At 30.5% G+C, this 18,962-nt stretch carries 16 protein-coding genes; 11 read left to right on the top strand and 5 right to left on the bottom strand.

Annotation, left to right across the window (positions count from 1 at the left end):
- The first annotated feature begins 26 nt into the window (after positions 1 to 26).
- The 10 genes from EV195_RS03265 (at position 27) to EV195_RS03220 (ending at position 12,921) form a co-directional block, all read left to right on the top strand.
- Positions 27 to 1,250 (top strand): sigma-54 interaction domain-containing protein, encoded by a 1,224-nt coding sequence (locus EV195_RS03265; RefSeq protein WP_132792846.1) that lies wholly within the window; start codon positions 27 to 29, stop codon positions 1,248 to 1,250.
- A gap of 34 nt (positions 1,251 to 1,284) precedes the next feature.
- On the top strand, positions 1,285 to 1,791 hold the full coding sequence (locus EV195_RS03260) for an LptE family protein (protein ID WP_132792843.1): 507 nt from the start codon (positions 1,285 to 1,287) through the stop codon (positions 1,789 to 1,791).
- Entirely contained in the window at positions 1,785 to 2,480 is a 696-nt protein-coding gene (locus EV195_RS03255) for a tetratricopeptide repeat protein (RefSeq protein ID WP_132792840.1), read from the top strand. The genes EV195_RS03260 and EV195_RS03255 overlap by 7 nt, the downstream gene beginning before the upstream one ends.
- 7 nt (positions 2,481 to 2,487) lie before the next feature.
- Positions 2,488 to 2,820, top strand: coding sequence for a preprotein translocase subunit SecG (gene secG / locus EV195_RS03250; RefSeq protein WP_132793304.1), 333 nt, complete (start codon positions 2,488 to 2,490; stop codon positions 2,818 to 2,820).
- A gap of 178 nt (positions 2,821 to 2,998) precedes the next feature.
- Positions 2,999 to 3,274, top strand: coding sequence for a co-chaperone GroES (locus EV195_RS03245; protein WP_132792838.1), 276 nt, complete (start codon positions 2,999 to 3,001; stop codon positions 3,272 to 3,274).
- A 97-nt stretch (positions 3,275 to 3,371) separates the two neighbouring features.
- Positions 3,372 to 5,003, top strand: coding sequence for a chaperonin GroEL (gene groL, locus EV195_RS03240; protein WP_132792835.1), 1,632 nt, complete (start codon positions 3,372 to 3,374; stop codon positions 5,001 to 5,003).
- A 120-nt stretch (positions 5,004 to 5,123) separates the two neighbouring features.
- The gene (locus EV195_RS03235) at positions 5,124 to 5,579 is read left to right on the top strand and encodes a hypothetical protein (RefSeq protein WP_132792833.1); all 456 of its coding nucleotides are present in this window, start codon (positions 5,124 to 5,126) and stop codon (positions 5,577 to 5,579) included.
- Positions 5,580 to 5,729: 150 nt separating this feature from the next.
- Positions 5,730 to 8,126 carry a hypothetical protein gene (locus tag EV195_RS03230; RefSeq protein WP_132792830.1) on the top strand — a complete coding sequence of 799 codons (2,397 nt, stop codon included), beginning with the start codon at positions 5,730 to 5,732 and terminating at the stop codon, positions 8,124 to 8,126.
- A gap of 23 nt (positions 8,127 to 8,149) precedes the next feature.
- The gene (locus EV195_RS03225) at positions 8,150 to 10,522 is read left to right on the top strand and encodes a hypothetical protein (protein WP_132792828.1); all 2,373 of its coding nucleotides are present in this window, start codon (positions 8,150 to 8,152) and stop codon (positions 10,520 to 10,522) included.
- A 62-nt stretch (positions 10,523 to 10,584) separates the two neighbouring features.
- Positions 10,585 to 12,921 (top strand): hypothetical protein, encoded by a 2,337-nt coding sequence (locus tag EV195_RS03220; RefSeq protein ID WP_132792825.1) that lies wholly within the window; start codon positions 10,585 to 10,587, stop codon positions 12,919 to 12,921.
- 36 nt (positions 12,922 to 12,957) lie between these two features.
- Here the strand turns inward: EV195_RS03220 and EV195_RS03215 are convergent, their stop codons facing one another.
- The 4 genes from EV195_RS03215 to EV195_RS03200 form a co-directional block, all read right to left on the bottom strand.
- Positions 12,958 to 13,320: a heavy-metal-associated domain-containing protein gene (locus EV195_RS03215; protein ID WP_132792823.1), complete on the bottom strand. Its 363-nt coding sequence runs from the start codon at positions 13,318 to 13,320 to the stop codon at positions 12,958 to 12,960.
- A gap of 12 nt (positions 13,321 to 13,332) precedes the next feature.
- Positions 13,333 to 15,576, bottom strand: a complete 2,244-nt coding sequence (locus tag EV195_RS03210) for a TonB-dependent receptor (protein ID WP_243693054.1) — start codon at positions 15,574 to 15,576, stop codon at positions 13,333 to 13,335.
- Between the two features lie 62 nt (positions 15,577 to 15,638).
- Positions 15,639 to 16,055, bottom strand: a complete 417-nt coding sequence (locus EV195_RS03205; RefSeq protein WP_132792820.1) for an HYC_CC_PP family protein — start codon at positions 16,053 to 16,055, stop codon at positions 15,639 to 15,641.
- 111 nt (positions 16,056 to 16,166) lie between these two features.
- Complete coding sequence (locus EV195_RS03200) at positions 16,167 to 17,144, bottom strand: polyprenyl synthetase family protein (RefSeq protein WP_132793300.1); 978 nt, start codon at positions 17,142 to 17,144, stop codon at positions 16,167 to 16,169.
- An 81-nt stretch (positions 17,145 to 17,225) separates the two neighbouring features.
- Here EV195_RS03200 and EV195_RS03195 point away from each other — a divergent pair, with 81 nt between their 5' ends.
- Positions 17,226 to 17,747, top strand: a complete 522-nt coding sequence (locus EV195_RS03195) for a hypothetical protein (RefSeq protein ID WP_132792818.1) — start codon at positions 17,226 to 17,228, stop codon at positions 17,745 to 17,747.
- Here the strand turns inward: EV195_RS03195 and EV195_RS03190 are convergent.
- Positions 17,744 to 18,958, bottom strand: a complete 1,215-nt coding sequence (locus tag EV195_RS03190; RefSeq protein ID WP_165915674.1) for an NAD(P)/FAD-dependent oxidoreductase — start codon at positions 18,956 to 18,958, stop codon at positions 17,744 to 17,746. The genes EV195_RS03195 and EV195_RS03190 overlap by 4 nt on opposite strands.
- Positions 18,959 to 18,962: the final 4 nt, after the last annotated feature.

The raw sequence follows: 18,962 nt of genomic DNA, 5'->3' as shown, positions 1-18,962 counted from the left end.
TTTAGAGCTAAGACTTTACTTACACTATGGAAAATTTACAAGCAGTAAAACAACGATTTGGAATTATTGGTAACGATATTCAACTTGACAGAGCAATTGAAAAAGCTATTCGAGTTGCTCCTACTGATATTTCCGTTTTGGTTACTGGTGAAAGTGGTGTTGGTAAAGAAAATATACCAAAAATAATTCATCAATTATCGCACAGAAAACACGCAAAGTATATCGCTGTTAACTGTGGAGCAATTCCAGAAGGTACAATTGACAGTGAATTGTTTGGTCATGAAAAAGGTGCATTTACGGGTGCTACCCAAGCTAGAAAAGGTTACTTCGAAGTTGCTGATGGTGGAACTATTTTTTTAGATGAAGTTGGAGAATTACCTTTAACTACCCAAGTAAGATTACTCCGCGTTTTGGAAAATGGGGAATTTATAAAAGTAGGTTCTTCACAAGTACAAAAAACAAATGTTCGAATTGTAGCTGCTACCAATGTTAAAATGCAAGAAGCTATTAACAAAGGAAAGTTTCGTGAAGATTTGTATTACCGATTAAGTACCATCGAAATTTCACTTCCTCCTCTACGTGAAAGAGGAAATGACATCCATTTGTTATTTAGAAAATTTGCATCGGATTTTGCTCAAAAAAACAGAATACCTGTAATAAGATTAGATGAGAATGCTAGTAAAATGTTATTAAACTATCGTTTTCCTGGAAACATACGTCAGTTAAAAAATATCGCTGAACAAGTTTCAATTATGGAAGAAAACAGAGTTATTTCTCCTGAAATTTTATCGCAATATTTACCTAATAACACTACTAACAACTTACCTGCGCTAGTAGGAAATTCATCTTCTTCAAGTGATTTTTCCAGCGAACGTGATATCATGTACAAAATACTATTTGATATGCGTAACGACATTAATGATCTAAAAAAATTAACCTTAGATTTAATGCAAAATAGTGATGTGGAAGAAGTTCAAGAAGAAAATCGAGGTTTAATTCAACGAATTTATGATGACCAAGATTTCTCTAACAATGTAGAAGTAGTACAAATACCAAAATCTTCTTCTGACAATAATTATGATTTTATTGAGACAATTGAAGAAGACGAAAACTTATCTTTACAAGAAAAAGAAGTGGAAATGATTAAAAAATCTCTCGAAAAAAACAAAGGAAAAAGAAAATTAGCTGCGAAAGAATTAGGAATTTCTGAGAGAACACTTTATAGAAAAATCAAACAATATGATTTATAATAGATTTTTGTAAACTTGTTTATTGATAATTAACATGAAAAAAAATATATTCTTTTTTACAGCTTTCTTATTCACATTAATCTTAGTTAGTTGTGGTGCTTATTCATTTACAGGCGGAAATACTGGTAATGCTAAAACTATTCAGGTAAACTTCTTTCCTAATCAAGCTGCCTTAGTAGAACCTTCTTTAAGTCAGCGATTCACTCAAGATTTACAAGATTTATTTACTCGACAAACTAACCTAACATTGGTTAATGCTGGTGGTGATTTACGATTTGAAGGTGAAATTACAGGATATAGAATTTCACCAATTAGTGCTACTGCTAATCAAACAGCTGCCCAAAACCGATTAACAATATCAATAAACGTTCGATTTACGAACGCTCTTGAAGAAAAAGATGATTTTGAAAAACAATTTTCTTTTTATTATGATTATGGAGCTTCAGAACAATTAGCAGGTAGCGTTTTAGAAGCTGCTTATAATGAAATTTTACCTAGAATTACTCAAGATATTTTTAATGCATCTGTTGCAAAATGGTAAAAAGTAATTACATAGCTATTTTAAAGAACCCTGAAGCTTTAGAAAGAGAGAATGTTAACGAACTGAAGTCTGTTATTGATAAATATCCTTATTTCCAATCAGCTAGAGCTCTTTTATTAAAAGCGTTAAAAGATCAAGAAAGTTTTAAATACAATAACGAACTAAAAGTTACTGCCGCTTACACAACCGATAGATCAATTTTATTTGATTTCATTACTTCTGATGTATTCAATAAAAAACAAGAATCTGAGAGCAAAAGTATTCTTAAGGATAACGTAAGCACATCCACCTTTGAAAAGGTAAAAGATGAGTTGGGAATTGGTCAACCACTCTCTTTTGACAAGAATGAAACACATTCTTTTAATCAATGGTTGCAACTATCGAGTGGAACAATAAGAAAAATAAATCCACCTAAAGAAAAGTCTTTACAAGATAATATTATTGACAGTTTTATTGCAAATAATCCTAAAATATCCAAAATAAGCAAGAACGCTACACCTACTAATATACCTATAGAAACCGTTCATGAGCCGCTATTAATGACGGAAACTTTAGCAAAAATTTACTTGGAACAAAAAAAATATGATAATGCTATTAAAGCTTATGAAATTTTAAGTTTGAAATATCCAGAAAAAAGTAGTTTCTTTGCAGACCAAATTAAGAAGATACGAATTTTACAAAAATCATAATAAAGATATGTATTTACCAATTTTAATTTTAATAATCATTGTTGCGATTGCATTAATTTTAATCGTTATGGTTCAAAATCCTAAAGGAGGAGGATTGTCTTCTACTTTCGGTGGTGGTGGACAAAATATTGGTGGTGTTCAAAACACAAACAACTTTTTAGACAGAACAACTTGGACTTTAGCTATTGCTATGTTTGCATTAATCTTATTATCAAACTTTGCAATTGACAGAGGTAACGCTAACAACACTCCAGATTTAACGAATACTTTAGATGGAGTTGAAACTACTGCACCAGCAACAACTACTACTCCTGATACTACAAAAGATTCAGTTCAATAGTAATTGAGAGATAAAAATATATAAAATGCCAACGATGACACGTTGGCATTTTTTTTTATATCAAATTTTAAAACCAATGAAGCTAAGAAAAATTGTCAGTTTTGTAGCATTGGCATAATTTCTGACAAAATATAAACTGAAAAATTTAAACACAGATTAATCAAAATTTTTAAATAAAATGGGATTAAACATCAAACCTTTAGCAGATAGAGTTCTAGTAGAACCAGCTGCAGCTGAAACTACTACTGCGTCAGGAATTATTATACCTGATAACGCAAAAGAAAAACCACAAAAAGGAACTATAGTTGCCATTGGAACTGGTAAAAAAGACGAACCTTTAACTGTAAAAGTTGGAGATACTGTTTTGTATGGCAAATACTCAGGAACAGAATTAAAATTCGAAGGAAAAGATTACTTAATGATGAGAGAGTCAGACATCATGGCTATCATTTAATTTTTAAACTCTCTTTCCGATTTCAATTCGGAATCTCATTAAAAACAAAAATTAACTAGATTCCTATTCAATAGGATAAACAAAAACTAGAAACAAAATGGCAAAAGATATTAAATTTGATATAGATGCACGCGACGGTTTAAAACGCGGTGTTGATGCATTAGCTAATGCAGTAAAAGTTACTTTAGGACCTAAAGGCCGTAATGTAATTATTTCTAAATCATTTGGAGCACCTCATGTTACTAAAGACGGAGTTTCTGTAGCAAAAGAAGTAGAATTAGAAGATGCTCTTGAAAATATGGGAGCACAAATGGTAAAAGAAGTTGCTTCTAAAACTAACGATTTAGCAGGTGATGGAACCACTACTGCAACAGTTTTAGCACAAGCTATCGTTAAAGAAGGATTAAAGAACGTTGCTGCTGGTGCTAATCCAATGGATTTGAAAAGAGGAATTGACAAGGCTGTTGTCGCGTTAACTGAGGACTTAGCTAAACAAGCAAAAGAAGTTGGTGATTCTTCTGAGAAAATTCAGCAAGTAGCATCTATTTCTGCAAATAACGATTCTGTAATTGGTGATTTAATTGCTACTGCTTTCGGTAAAGTTGGTAAAGAAGGTGTTATAACTGTTGAAGAAGCGAAAGGTACAGATACGTATGTTGATGTTGTAGAAGGAATGCAGTTTGATAGAGGATACTTATCTCCTTATTTTGTAACAAATGCTGATAAAATGATTGCTGAGTTAGAAAACCCATACATTTTATTATTCGATAAGAAGATTTCTAACTTACAAGAAATTTTACCAATCTTAGAGCCTGTTGCTCAATCTGGTCGTCCGTTATTAATTATTGCAGAAGATGTAGATGGACAAGCATTAGCTACTTTAGTTGTAAATAAATTAAGAGGAGGATTAAAAATTGCTGCTGTTAAAGCTCCTGGATTTGGAGATAGAAGAAAAGCAATGTTAGAAGACATCGCTATTTTAACTGGTGGTACAGTTATCTCTGAAGAAAGAGGTTTCTCTTTAGAAAATGCGACATTAGATTTATTAGGAACTGCAGAAACAGTAACTATTGATAAGGATAACACTACCGTAGTTAATGGAGCTGGAGATGAAACTCAAATTAAAGCTAGAGTAAATCAAATTAAAGCACAAATCGAAACTACTACTTCTGACTACGATAAAGAGAAGTTACAAGAGCGTTTAGCAAAGTTAGCTGGAGGTGTTGCTGTATTATACGTAGGAGCTGCTTCTGAAGTTGAAATGAAAGAAAAGAAAGATCGTGTAGATGATGCTTTACACGCAACTCGAGCAGCTGTTGAAGAAGGAATTGTTGCTGGTGGTGGTGTAGCTTTAGTTCGTGCTAAAAAAGTATTAGAAAGCTTAACTTCTGATAATTTAGATGAAACTACAGGTATACAAATCGTAAATAAAGCAATTGAAGCTCCGTTAAGAACTATTGTTGAAAATGCAGGTGGTGAGGGTTCTGTTGTAATTAACAAAGTATTAGAAGGTGCTACTAATTTTGGTTACGACGCTAAAACTGAGCAATATGTAGACATGTTAGAAGCTGGTATTATAGATCCTAAAAAAGTAACACGTGTTGCTTTAGAAAATGCTGCTTCTGTTGCAGGTATGATCTTAACTACAGAATGTGCTTTAGTTGATATTAAAGAAGAGAATGCTGGTGGAGGAATGCCTCCAATGGGCGGAATGCCTGGAATGATGTAATCATTCTTTAATTTTAATGAGTTAAATATATTAAATGAGCTTTGATAAAAATCAAAGCTCATTTTTTTGGTCTAATTCTTGATGTTATTTTAGTATTACTAACTTTTAAATTTTAATGCTATGAACACAAAAAAACTTTTCATTACATCTTTTGTCTTAGCTCTTTTTGCAGCATCTGGACTATCAGCTCAACAATTAGCCAAAAACTCTTCAAAAAAGAACGAATTTATAAGTTTCAAAGCTTATGAGATTGATGAATCTTTTAATTTGAATCAATTTGTATTTTCATTTCTTAGAAAAGAAGGTGGTTTTAATTATTGTGAACTAAAAAAACTAAATGAGCAGTCTACTTCATTTAATACTATTGAAGATGGAAGCAAGATGTATAGAGAAAAAAGCTTTGGAAGTGCCAGTAGAGGAGTTACCTCAATTTATCTGGACAATACACAAATACTCGGAATGGGTATAAACAGACTTTATCTTTTAGATAATAGAAGATTAAAAGAGTTTAGTAAAATTTATGTTTCAAATCCGAGTTACGATAGAGAAATATATTTGTTTACAAAGTCCAAATAGTCTTTCTTATAACTTATTGAAGCAATCCCTTACGGGGTTGCTTTTTTTTACGAAATCATGTTCACTCATTGAAACGTATCGTTCACTCATTCATCTTGCTATCAAACTAATTATTTAATATCTTTAAGATAAACATTTCAAAAATTCAATATGAAAAAAAATTACATACTAACATTCTTTCTATTAGTTGTTTTGAGTTCTTTTGCTCAAGAAAAAACAACAGATGAGAAATATCAAGAATATTTTGAAAATACACGAGAGATTCCATTTTTACATTTAAACAAAACGAGTTTTTTGCAAGGAGAAGAAATTTGGTTTAAGGCATATATACAAGAACAAAATTCTCAAAAACTACATCCTACTACTACCAATCTATATGTTTCTGTTTTTAATGAGAACGCCTCTTTGATTAAACAAAAACTAATTCATATTACTAATGGTATCGGACGTGGAAGTTTTCTTCTTGACTCAACTTATACTGATAAAGAATATTATTTAAAAGCATCTACAAAATGGATGAAAAACTTCAAAGAGGATAACGCTTATTATCAAAAAATAAAACTTATAAGACAAGTTGAAAACCAAGAAAAAATAACGGCTAATAAACATGACTTCTATGAGTTTAAATTATTTCCTGAAGGCGGTCATTATGTTGCAAATACTTTAAATAACATCGGAGTATTAATTAAAGACTATAAAAACCAAGGAGTAAAAATCCAAAAAGGTATAATTAAAGACCAAAATGGGAATGCTATTCGTCATTTCAACACGAACTCTCTCGGTATGAATAGCGTACGATTATTTCTTAGAGAAAATGATGTTTATACTTTCTATGCTATTTTAGATAATGGATCAGAAATAGAAGCGGTTCTTCCAAAACCAGAACCAAAAGGATTCTCATTAATTGTAAATAGTAAAAACCCTAAAAGCATAAGTTTAAATATAATTACAAATCAAGAAACCTTGAACGATTTTTCGGGGAAGCAATATCGAGTTTTAGTTCATAACACCCGTAGTTACCGAAACTTTCTTTTCACGCTAGATGCAAATCAAATCAATTATGGATTAATTTTAAAAGAACAAGAAGTAGATCCAGGTATTAATATTATTACTGTTTTTAATGATCAAAATCAACCTATTTCGGAGCGCATTATATTTGTAAAATCAGATGATTTATTTCAGAATATTAAAATTAGCAACACAAAAAAAATACGTAATGATTCAATTACTGTGAAGTTTACGAACCCCTCAAAAGAAGAAGTGTACTTAAGTGCTTCTTTTTTACCCGAAAACACACAAGCTTATCATCCTAACAATAATATTATATCGTCTTTTTTACTTAAACCTTATGTAAAGGGAGATATCCAAAATGCTATGCAACTTTTAGGTAAACCTTACAAAGGACAAGAAAGAGACTTGGATCTTCTTTTGCTTACTCAAGGATGGAGTAAATATAACTGGAATTCCATTTTCACAACTCCCCCAGCAACAGACTATACTTTTGAAAACGGAATAGATCTAACATTGAGACTAAACAAACGTTTAACCTCAAAACAATCTATTGTTTTAACCTCAAAGGAAAATAATCTTATTCGAATAATTAACCCTACTGAAAATCCTTGGATTCTTAAAAATTCTTTCATTAAGAAAAACTCTACTCTTAAACTTGGATTAAGTAGTAACGGGAATTATTTCAAAGTTTTTCCAGCGATTTCTTACTCTAGTAACTCTTTATTGGAAAATATTGATATTTCTCAATTTCCAACTATTAAAAACTTAGAACTCGAAGTAAGTAATTTTAAATCATTAAAAAGTGAATTCGAAGATTTAAACGAAGTAGAAGTTACAGCTATAAGAAACAGAAGGAAAACCAAAAACCAAGATAATATTTATGGCGGAGTAACGATGCTAACAAGTACAAAAATGGATAATATAATTATTGCTTCGGGTGAGACCGTAGTAGATTTTATTCGTTCTAAAAATTATTCCGTATTACGAAATGAAATTGGAGACTTAACTATAACTCTAAGAGGTATAAATTCTCTGTCAGGATCAAATAACTCTGGATTAAATTCCGCACCAGAAGGAGGAGATGAGTTTAACGAAAGATTTGGAAGACCTGCTGTTAGAGTATTTTTGGACGGTGAAGAAATATCACAATCTTTATGGATGTTAGAAATGATATATTTAAATACTGTGAAAGAAATTTTTTACGGTCGAGATCCTTCAAGATTTGGTGAACAGATTCACATCTACAGATTAAACCCTACCGAGTATATTGATAAAAGAGCAAATTTCTCAAATATTCAAATACCTGTTGGATTTGCTACTGAAAAAGAATATTACAATCCAATTTACCCTTCTTTCACCAACGAAACGTATAAAAAATATGGAAGTGTTTTTTGGGAACCAATAATTGACATTGAAGCAAATTCAACTAAAAACGTAAAAGTTCCTTTGAATACACAAAAGAAAATAAAGATTCACTTAGAAGGAATTACAAAATCAGGAAAATTAATCTCACAAGAAGTCATTTTATCCAAATAAAATTAACCTATTAACATCTCAAAATGCTTAGAAAAAAAAATATATTTATCCTCCTAATCGGAACATTAGTATATCAATACTCAATTTTTGCTCAACAGGAAATTGACAGTAGTTACGTCAAGTATTTCCAAAACACTAGAGAAGTCCCTTATTTACATCTTAATAAAACAAGCTATTTACAAGGAGAGGAGATTTGGTTTAAAGCTTATATACAGGAACAAAATTCTCAAAAATTACACACTACAACTACCAATCTCTATGTTTCCATATTTAACGAAAATACCAGTTTTAAAGATCAGCAATTAATTCATATCATAAATGGTGTAGGTTATGGAAGTATTCTTTTAGACTCCACTTACAATGGTAAAAATTATTATATAAAAGCTTCTACGAAATGGATGAAAAACTTTAATGAGGATAACGCCTTTTATCAAAAAATTAGCATTGTATCCTCTATTGAAGAAGAAAAAAAAATTACTGTATCCGAAAAAGATTTTTTTGAGTTTAAATTATTTCCCGAAGGAGGTCATTTTGTAGCTAATACTTTAAACAACATTGGAATTCTTATTAAGGACTATCAAAATAGAGGTGTAAAAATTCAGAAAGGAGTTATCAAAGATCAGAATAACAATATCATTAGAAAGTTCAATACTAATGAGTTCGGAATGAACAATATTCGATTATTTATAAAAGAGAACACAAGTTATACCTTTCATGCAACGCTCTCAAATGGCTCTAAAATTAAAGCTTCAACTCCATTACCAGAGTCAAGAGGGATTTCCTTGATAGTTAACAGCAAAGACAAAAATCAAGTCACTGTTAATGTTATTACGAACAAAGAAACACTCAAAGAAATTGCAGGAAAACAATACCGCATATTGGTTCATAATACTCGTAATTATAGAAATTTTCCATTTACTTTTAAAGAAAACAACTACAACCATGCTTTACTTTTAAAACCAGAAGAATTGAATCCTGGAATAAACATAATCACAGTGTTTAATAATGAAAACAAACCTATTTCTGAACGATTGATTTACATAAAATCTGAGGATTTGTTCCAAAACATTCGAGTTAGTAACACTAAAAGAATGCGTAATGATTCAGTAGCTGTAAAATTCACAAATCCATCTAATGAGAAAATATTTTTAAGCGCTACTTTTTTACCAGGTAATACGCAAGCTTACAAACCTAAAAACAATATAATTTCAACCTATTTATTAAGACCTTATATAAAAGGTTCCATCCAAAACCCAACTAAACTTTTAGGAGAAACTTACAAAGGTCAGCAAAGAGATTTAGATTTGTTGTTACTCATTCAAGGATGGAGTAAATACAATTGGAATGACATTTTTTACAATCCACCTAAAACCAATTTTAAATTTGAAAATGGAATTGATCTTACAGCAAGATTAAATAAAAAATTATCCTCGAAACAATCAATTGTTTTATCATCAAATAAAAACAAGTTAATTAGAATAATTACTCACAAAGAAAATCCTTGGATTCTAAAAAATTCTTTTCTTAAGAAAAACTCCATATTAAATTTTGGATTAAGTAGTAATGATAATTACTTTAAAATAGCTCCAGCACTATCTTACTCTGGAGGTAAATTGCGAGAGAAGATTACTAATTCTGAAATTGAATTATCCAAAAGACTAGAACTTGAAGTAAGCAATTTTAAACCGCTTAAAAATGAATATGAAAATTTAAATGAAGTAGAAGTTGATGCTAATAAAAAAAGAAGAAAAACTGAAAATCATGATAAAGTTTACGGAGGAATAACTATGCTCACTAGTGCAAGGTTAGAAAACAAAATGATTGCCTCAGGTGAGACGCTTCTTGATTTTTTTAAAGAAAAAGGATATTATGATTATGCTCAGGATAAAGTTGTTCTTAGAGGATTAGGGCCTAAAGCATCATTAATTACAGAGAGTGTGGAAGAGTCCGATAGATTTGGAAGACCTCTTCTACGAATTTTTCTTGATGGGTATGATATATCACAGGAACATTGGGTTTTAGAACAAGTTTATCTAAATACGATAAAGGAAATTTTTTACGGCAGAAATCCTGGAAAACTTGGTGAAGAAATACATATTTTCAGATTAAATCCTGCTGAGTACATCGATAAAAGAGCTGAGTTTGCGCATATAAAAATTCCGATAGGTTTTGCAACTGAAAAAGAATATTACAACCCTATTTATCCATCTTTTACAAATGATACATATCAAAAGTATGGATGCATGTTTTGGGAACCAAATATAAAACTCCAAGGATACTTAAATAAAACCATTCAAATACCAGCTAATCTTCAGGAAAAAGTGCTGGTTTATATTGAAGGAATTACTGAATCTGGAAAATTAATTTCAAAAAAAGTGGAACTTATAATTAAATAGTAAAAAAAGGTTTTCGGCATCATTCTTGATGTTTTTTTCATGTTTAATCAACCTATTTTACTATGAAAAAAACACTATTACTTTTTTTACTGGTTGTCCAGTATAGCAATGTTTTCGCGCAAAAACAAATTGACTCTAGCTATGTCAATTACTTTGAAAACACAAGGGAAATCCCTTTTTTACATTTAAACAAAACTAGTTTTTTAAGAGGAGAAGAAATTTGGTATAAAGCTTATATTCAAGAGCAAAACACACAAAAACTTCATCCAACTACCACAAATCTTTATGTATCAATATTCAATAAAAATGGAATCTTAAAAGATCAACAACTTGTTCATATTACTGATGGAACAGGTCGAGGAAATATTCTTATAGATTCTACTTTCACTGGCGATTCATATTATTTGAAAGCTTCGACAAAGTGGATGAAAAATTTTGAAGATGATAATGCTTTCTATCAAAAAATAAAGATTGTTAGTTCAAACAATAACAATAAACGAACTTTACTATCAGAAAAAGACTTTTACGAATTTAAATTATTTCCGGAAGGCGGTCATTTAGTATCTAATACACTAAATAACATAGGTATACTTGTTAAAAACGACAAAAACCAAGGTGTTAAAATAACTAAAGGTATTATCAATGACCAAAACAATAATACGGTTCGTCATTTTTCTACTAACTTATTTGGAATGAATAGTGTTAAACTTTTCTTGAAAGAAAACGAGTCTTATTCTTTCCATGCAATTCTAGAAAACGGAACTGAATTAACAGCAAATCTACCAAAACCTGAATCTAGAGGTATCTCTTTAATTGTTAATAGTAAAGATTTGAAAAAAGTAAGTATTAATGTTATTACTAACAATGAAACTTTAAAAACAATAGCTGGTAAACAATATAGAGTGATGATTCATAATACTAGGAGTTTTAAGAACTATCCTTTTAAATTAAATGAAAACCACTTAAATCATGTTTTACTTTTAGATAAAGACAATTTTCAACCTGGAATAAATATCGTAACGGTTTTTAATGAAGAAGATAAACCTATTTCAGAAAGATTATTTTTCGTTAAGTCCGAGGAATTGTTTCAAGAAGTTAACATTAGTGACACTAGAAATAGAACAAAGGACTCGCTTGATGTAAAACTAAAAAATCTTGCAAACGAAGATGTATACATCAGCGCTTCTTTCCTTCCAGAAAACAGCAAAGCTTATAAGCCAAAAAATAATATTATTTCTTCCTTTCTATTAAAACCTTATATTAAAGGAGATATCCAGAGTCCATCAAAATTGTTAGGAAAAGGTTATAAAGGACAACAAAGAGATTTAGATTTATTGCTACTTATTCAAGGATGGAGTAAATACAATTGGAACTTGATTTTTAACTCTCCTCCTAAAACACTTTTTGATTTTGAAAACGGAATTGATATAACTGCAAGAATTAATAAAAGCTTGTCGTCTAAGCAATCTATTTTGCTTTCTTCAAAAGATAATAACTTAGTTCGAGTTATCGCTCATAATGAAACCCCATACAAGTTAGAAAATTCTTTTATTAAAAAGAATTCAACCTTAAATTTTGGTTTAAATAGCAGGGATAATTACTTCAAAATTTCACCAGCACTATCCTTCACTGGTGGTAAATTATATGAAGATATTGATGATTCAGAAATAGAATCAGAGAGAAGAACTGAGCTAGAAGTAAGTAATTTTAAACAACTTAAAAGTGAATTTGAAGATTTAGATGAAGTAGAAGTTAAAGCAAATAAAAAAAAGAAAGAAGATTACAAATTTTATGGACGAGCTACAATGTTTAGAAGAGGAAATCTTGACAAAAGAATTATAGCTTCTGGTGAAACGGTGATAGACTTTTTACGATCTAAAAACTATCCTATTGGATATGATGCAATTGGGGCTCCTGTAATTTTGCCAAGAGGCTTTGGCAAGATAGGTTCGAATAGAGGTAGATCAGCAGTAAGAATGTTTCTTGACAACGATGAGATTACTTTTAGTACCTGGATAGCAGAAACGACCTATTTGGACACTGTCAAAGAGATTTTTTACGGAAGAAACCCTGGTGGGTTTGGTGAAGAAATTCATATTTTTAGTCTTTCTCCTTTAGAATATATAAATAAAACATCTCGTTTTGCTCATGTAAAAGCTCCAATAGGTTTTGCAGCTGAAAAGGAATATTATAATCCATTATACCCATCTTTTACAGATGATACTTATCAAAAATTTGGTAGTGTTTTTTGGGAACCAAATATTCATTTAGAAAATAACACTAGTAAAAGCATTAAAATACCGGCTAACACTCAAGAAAAAATTCAAGTTTATATTGAAGGAATTAGCGAATCAGGAAAACTAATTTCTAAAAAAGTTATCCTAGAACTCAAAAAATAGTATTTAAAAAAACTCCCGATTTATCGGGAGTTTTTTTTATTGCTTTTCTTGATGCTGTTTTTTTATTTCAATATCTCTATACTTACAACATGCATGTAAATTACTATAAGCTTCATCAGTTGCTTTTACTTCTTTAGTATCATGACCAACTTTAGCAACGCTTTCACAAACTGCTTTTTTATTTGTTTTACGTTCATCAATAATAACGGTTAATTGATGATCTTCAACATTCCAATTCGCGAATTTTACTCCTTTCGTATTTAAAGCAGCTTTCTCAATACGTTTTTTACACATTTTACAAACGCCCTCAACTTCTAATACTAGTTTTGCGTTTTTCTTTTGTGCCTGACTGGTAATTACAATACCTACTAGACAAATAATTGTTACGATTTTTTTCATGCTTTTAATTGTTTAATCTATTTTAAATCGAAATCCTGCATAATAAGCACTTCCAAAAATTGGAGCATACACTATGGTACTATCAAAATTAGCTCCAAATGGATTTTCGCTTCCTAAAATAGGATTTTCTTGTTGTACATTCGTAATGTTTTCTCCTCCGACATACACTTCAAACTTTTCTGAAAAAACTTTTGTAATTTGAGTGTTTAATAAGTTATATCCCGTTGAATATTCTGGTAATTGAAAAACAACAGGATTGGTTGAAGTATTTGGCAAGCGTTGCTTTCCTATGAAATTATAAGTGGCATCAAACTTCCAAATTCCTATTTTATCTGTTTTACAAGTCTCGTAAGAAAGATTTGCAAAAAAACGATGTTGTGGCTGAATTGGCTTTGATAAATTCCCTGAAATATAATCGGTAGAAACATCAAAATATTTATACGCAGTTCTTACTTTAAAATGATCAAAAGGCGTATAATTTGCTTCTACTTGAAAACTATTTGCCATACTTTTTCCATTTAAATTATAAAAAGATATCTCTTGTGGGTTTTCCCAATCTACTACTACTTGATTTTCAAAATTGGTTTGATAAAAATCAAAGGAAATATCACCTTTTCTACCAAACAACCTAAACCCTTGTAAGAAAGACACTCCATAATTCCACGCTTTTTCAGGATTAAGGCCATAAATATTACCACCAGCATTGATGATATTAACCTGTCTTGATGAAGCAAATAATTGTTGATTTTCAGCAAAAATATTAGCACTTCTCTTACCACTACCAATAGAAGCTCTCAAAACACCTTTTTCCCATGGAACGTATCTTAAGTGCAATCTAGGCGTAATAAATGTTCCTAATAAGTTATGAGTATCTAATCGTAAACCAGCAGTTAAGCTAAAGTTTTCAGAATTATCATATGCATATTCAAAGAAGATTCCTAAAGAATTTTCATCCCTAGAGAAATTTGTAGTTTCAACTAACTCTTCATAATCATCATAGGTAAAACTAAGTCCTGTTTTAAATTTATTACGTGTATCGCCGATAATTGAGTTAAAAATATAATTAGCATATACACTTTCATGCTTAATATTATAGTCTCTTAGACCAAAATAAGAATCTTGATTATGATTGCTATATGCTAACTGAAATCCCATACTTTGAAAAGGTAACTCAGGAAAAACATAACCTACTTTTCCAGAAAAATCGAAACGTTTTGTTTTAATTTCACTTCCCCAAAGCGTATTAGATCCTTTATCTATATCCGGATTAAAATCTAGTTGTCCTGTTTGCTTACGGTCGTTTAGAAAACGGAAATTCATAAAGCTTATCCAACCAGTTTCATTATTAGCATACTGCCAACGATTCATCACATTTATTTGTTCAGCTAATGGAGCATCTAAAAAGCTATCATCATTATTATCAAACTTCTGACTTCTTAAATTTCCATGCAAGTATAAACCAGTTTGCCACTTTTCGTTAATTTTTTGGTTGAAATGCGTATTCAATTCTAGTCTACCATTTAAATTACCATATCCGTTAACAAATATTTTTTTATCCGTTAAAGGCTTAACCAATTCAGCATTAATTTGACCAGAAATACTTTCAAATCCATTTACAACACTCCCTGCTCCTTTACTAATTTGTATGCTTTCTACCCAAGTACCAGGCGTAAATGTAAGTCCGTATACCTGTGAAGCTCCACGTACCATAGGAATGTTCTCTTGCGCTATTAATAAATACGGACTATTAAGACCTAGCATTTGAATCTGTCTTGTTCCTGTTAATGCATCAGAGAAGTTTACATCTATGGAAGGGTTTGTTTCAAAACTTTCCGCCAAATTGCAACAAGCTGCTTTGAGTAACTCTTCACTATTAACCGTAAACACATTTTGTGTTTGTAAAAAAGATCTAGAAGTTGCTTCTTTTTTTGCTGCTATAGAAATTTCATCTAAGGTATTTTCTTCTGTAATAAAATGATGTAAGGGTTCTAAATTAGCAACTTCAATTGTATCTGTTTTATAGCCAACAAAACTTATCACTAATTGTTTATAGTCTTTTTTATAAGGTATTTCAAACCACCCTTTATTATTTGTGGTTGTTCCTATGCTGGTATTTAACCAGTATACATTAGCTCCAAAAACACCAAGGTTATCTTTAGGATTTTTTTTATCCATTATCATTCCTTTTAATGTTTCTTGAGCTATCAATTGAGCATTAATTGCAAATAACGCACAAAAGATTATTTTAAATTTCATGTATTAATATGATTTATGTTTTTACTATTTTTTTGCTTGACGCGACTAGAAAAAGTAAAAAATCATATGATAAAGACTTCGTGAAGTACTTGTAAGTCTTTAAATAATTTAGGAGGTGAATAGTTTAAAAATTGTTTTTCTTCTTTACTATCAGACTGAAAAACATACTGATATGAGAAAAGATAAGCTGCAACTAATTGCTGTTTTTTAAGGTCGAACTTTTCTATCGAATTTCTTAAATCATCTTGACCTTCGATATTTTGAACCTCATCTTTACAGCAATTTTTTTCTTGAATAACTTCAGGACTATCACAATCATCTTCTTCCAATTCATCAGCGCAATTATTTGCTTCTCCAAAAAAAGAAATTGCTACTAAAAAATCACCACAATAATGCTTTTCTACCGTAAACGAAAATGTAGAAAACAACACTAATAGTGTTAGCAAAGTTGATGATATTTTAGTGATTGTTGATTTCATGTATTACAAAGGTAAAAAAGGATAAACAATACCTGACTGTTTTTAACTTTTTGGTAACAAAATTAGGTTGACTGGTTGTATTTAATCGATGAGTTGTAGTTTAGGTACTTTTTAAATTTTACGATTAACCACATAATCTATCATTTGAAGTAATGATTTTTTATATTCAGAATCTGGATAATTATCTAAAATAGCTAGCGCTCTATTTTTATAATCATGCATTTTTTTGACGGTATATTCTAGGCCTCCATTTTCTTTTACAAAAGCAATTACTTCTTTTACTCTTTTCTTATTCTTGTTATGATTTTTTACAGAATTGATTAACCACTTTTTTTTCTCAGAAGAACAATTATTCAGTGTATAAATTAGCGGCAACGTCATTTTCTGCTCCTTGATATCAATTCCCGTTGGTTTTCCAATTTTATCTTCGGTATAATCGAATAAATCGTCTTTGATTTGAAAAGCAATTCCTATATACTCTCCAAATTTTCTCATTTGCTGAACAGTATCGTTATTAGCACCAACAGAAGCTGCTCCGATACCACAACACGCTGCAATTAATGTAGCTGTTTTTTGACGAATAATTTCAAAATAAACATCTTCAGTTATATCTAACTTACGTGCTTTTTCAATTTGTAAAAGCTCTCCTTCACTCATTTCTCTAACTGCAATCGAAATCAACTTCAACAAGTCAAAATCTTCATTATCAATAGATAACAACAAGCCTTTTGATAATAAAAAATCGCCAACTAAAACAGCTATTTTATTCTTCCAAAGCGCATTGATAGAAAAGAAGCCTCTTCTTCGATTACTATCATCCACAACATCATCATGAACAAGTGTTGCCGTATGAATTAATTCAACCACAGAAGCTCCTCTGTAAGTTCTTTCATCGAAACCACCTTTAGAGACCATTTTTGCCACCAAAAACACAAACATTGGTCGCATTTGTTTTCCTTTTCTTCGAACTATGTAATAGGTAATTCTGTTCAATAACGGAACTTTAGAAAGCATTGAGTCTTTGAATTTAGACTCAAAAAGTTCCATTTCTTTAGCTATGGGAAGTTTTATTTCTTCAACAGGTTTCATTAAAGCGCTCCTTTCTCCGTGAAAGTTCAAAAGTACAGAAATTAATTAAATTGGTTATCTTCGTTTTCAACTTTAAGAAGTATGAAAAATTTAATTATCTGTTGTTTTTTATTTATAGTTAGTCTTTCTTATGCTCAGGAAACAACAAAGAGTTTTCCTGAAGATTTTCTAGGTATTTATAAAGGTGAATTGAATATTACTACTGAAAGAGGAAATCAAAAAATTCCGATGGAGTTTCATTTACTAAAAACAGATTCTATTCATAAATTTCATTACAAACTAGTTTACAATAACAATCCTAGAAACTATACGCTTATTGTAAAAAATAAAGAAAAAGTGGGCTTTGAAATTGATGAAAATAACGGGATTATTCTACCTACTCATTATAATCAAAACGTGTTATATAGTTTTTTTGAAGTTCAAGGAAACTTTTTAAGTACTCGCCTCGATTTTAGTACTTCAAATACAGTAATGTTCGAAATTTTATTTTCTAGATTACAAAACAAAACTACAACTGGAGGAATTTCAAAAGACGTTCCAGAAGTATTCGGTTATCCTATAACAGTTTTTCAAAAAGCTAAACTTGTTTTAACTAATGACTAAGCAGTTGTTTTATTAAATTTTTGCTTGATTCTGCTCCACGCATACGATACAAGTCGTGCTCTCATTTTGGTAAACTTAAATTCGAAAAGAATATCAACAATTTGATCTATATCTACTAAACTGTGATACTTTTTTACTTTGTAATCTAATTGTTCGTCTGAGTATTTATGATATACCGTTTCTGTTAAAAAGAAACATAATTTCCAAGTAAATAGATGTTTTCTCTTCCAATTCTTTCGATATTTTTTAAACGTATTCTTGTTATGTTTAATAAAATTCTTTGCGTGTTCGGTAACATAATCAGCACTTCTTAAAGCATACCTAATCCCTTCTCCTCCTAACGGATTAATTGCCGAAATAGCATCTCCAATAGCTACTACTCTTTCATTAAAGAAATCTTCAGACATGTCTTTAGTCGTCCTAACAGAACCTCCATGAATATCTATTAACTCATAAGAATCTACTTCCATATATTCAGCAATGATACGCTCAGTAATTTGCTTTAACGTCTCTGAAGCTTCATCGTTTTCTTTTACCAGTATTTTTCCTGTTCCTACTTTTAAAACATTGTCGTCCATAGGAAAAATCCAAGAATACCCTTTAAATGACCACTTATTTCCTAAAAAGAAGAACAAATCATCTTTGAATCTATCATAAACTTCATCATTCACTTTGATCATGTATTCAACACCCACACTCAAATCCATCTTAGGTTGGTCATCTCTAGAATCGTAAATAACTTTTCTGGCAGGTCCTGTTGCATCAACTAATAACTTAGCTTTAATAGAAACAACCTCTTTACTTTCTTTTCCTTTAAAATTAGCGAGCACTCCATCTTCTAACATCTCTTTAGAAGTATAAGTGTAACCCATTAAAACATCTCCACCATACTTTATACATTCATCAGCTAGATACTGTCTCAATTTAGCAAAATCTAGTACTACTCCTTTATTTTGTTCTCCTTTCCACGATACAATTTCGGTTGTAGTTTGTAGCGTAAAATTTTTCCAATACCTACCGATTACACTCTCTGGTAAATTGAATTCATGAAATCCTTCCATAGACATCCCAGCACTCGAAAAGTTATTATCATAAAAGCTAGCGTGTCTTTCTACCAACAAAACATCGATTCCTAGTTTAGCTAAGTTCCTTGCACATTGACCGCCACCAGGACCAGCTCCTACAACTATTACATCGTATTCTTTTTTCATTTTT

This window comes from Tenacibaculum skagerrakense, assembly GCF_004345825.1.
Taxonomy (GTDB): Bacteria; Bacteroidota; Bacteroidia; order Flavobacteriales; family Flavobacteriaceae; genus Polaribacter; species Polaribacter skagerrakensis.
This window is presented reverse-complemented; position numbering and strand designations above follow the sequence as displayed.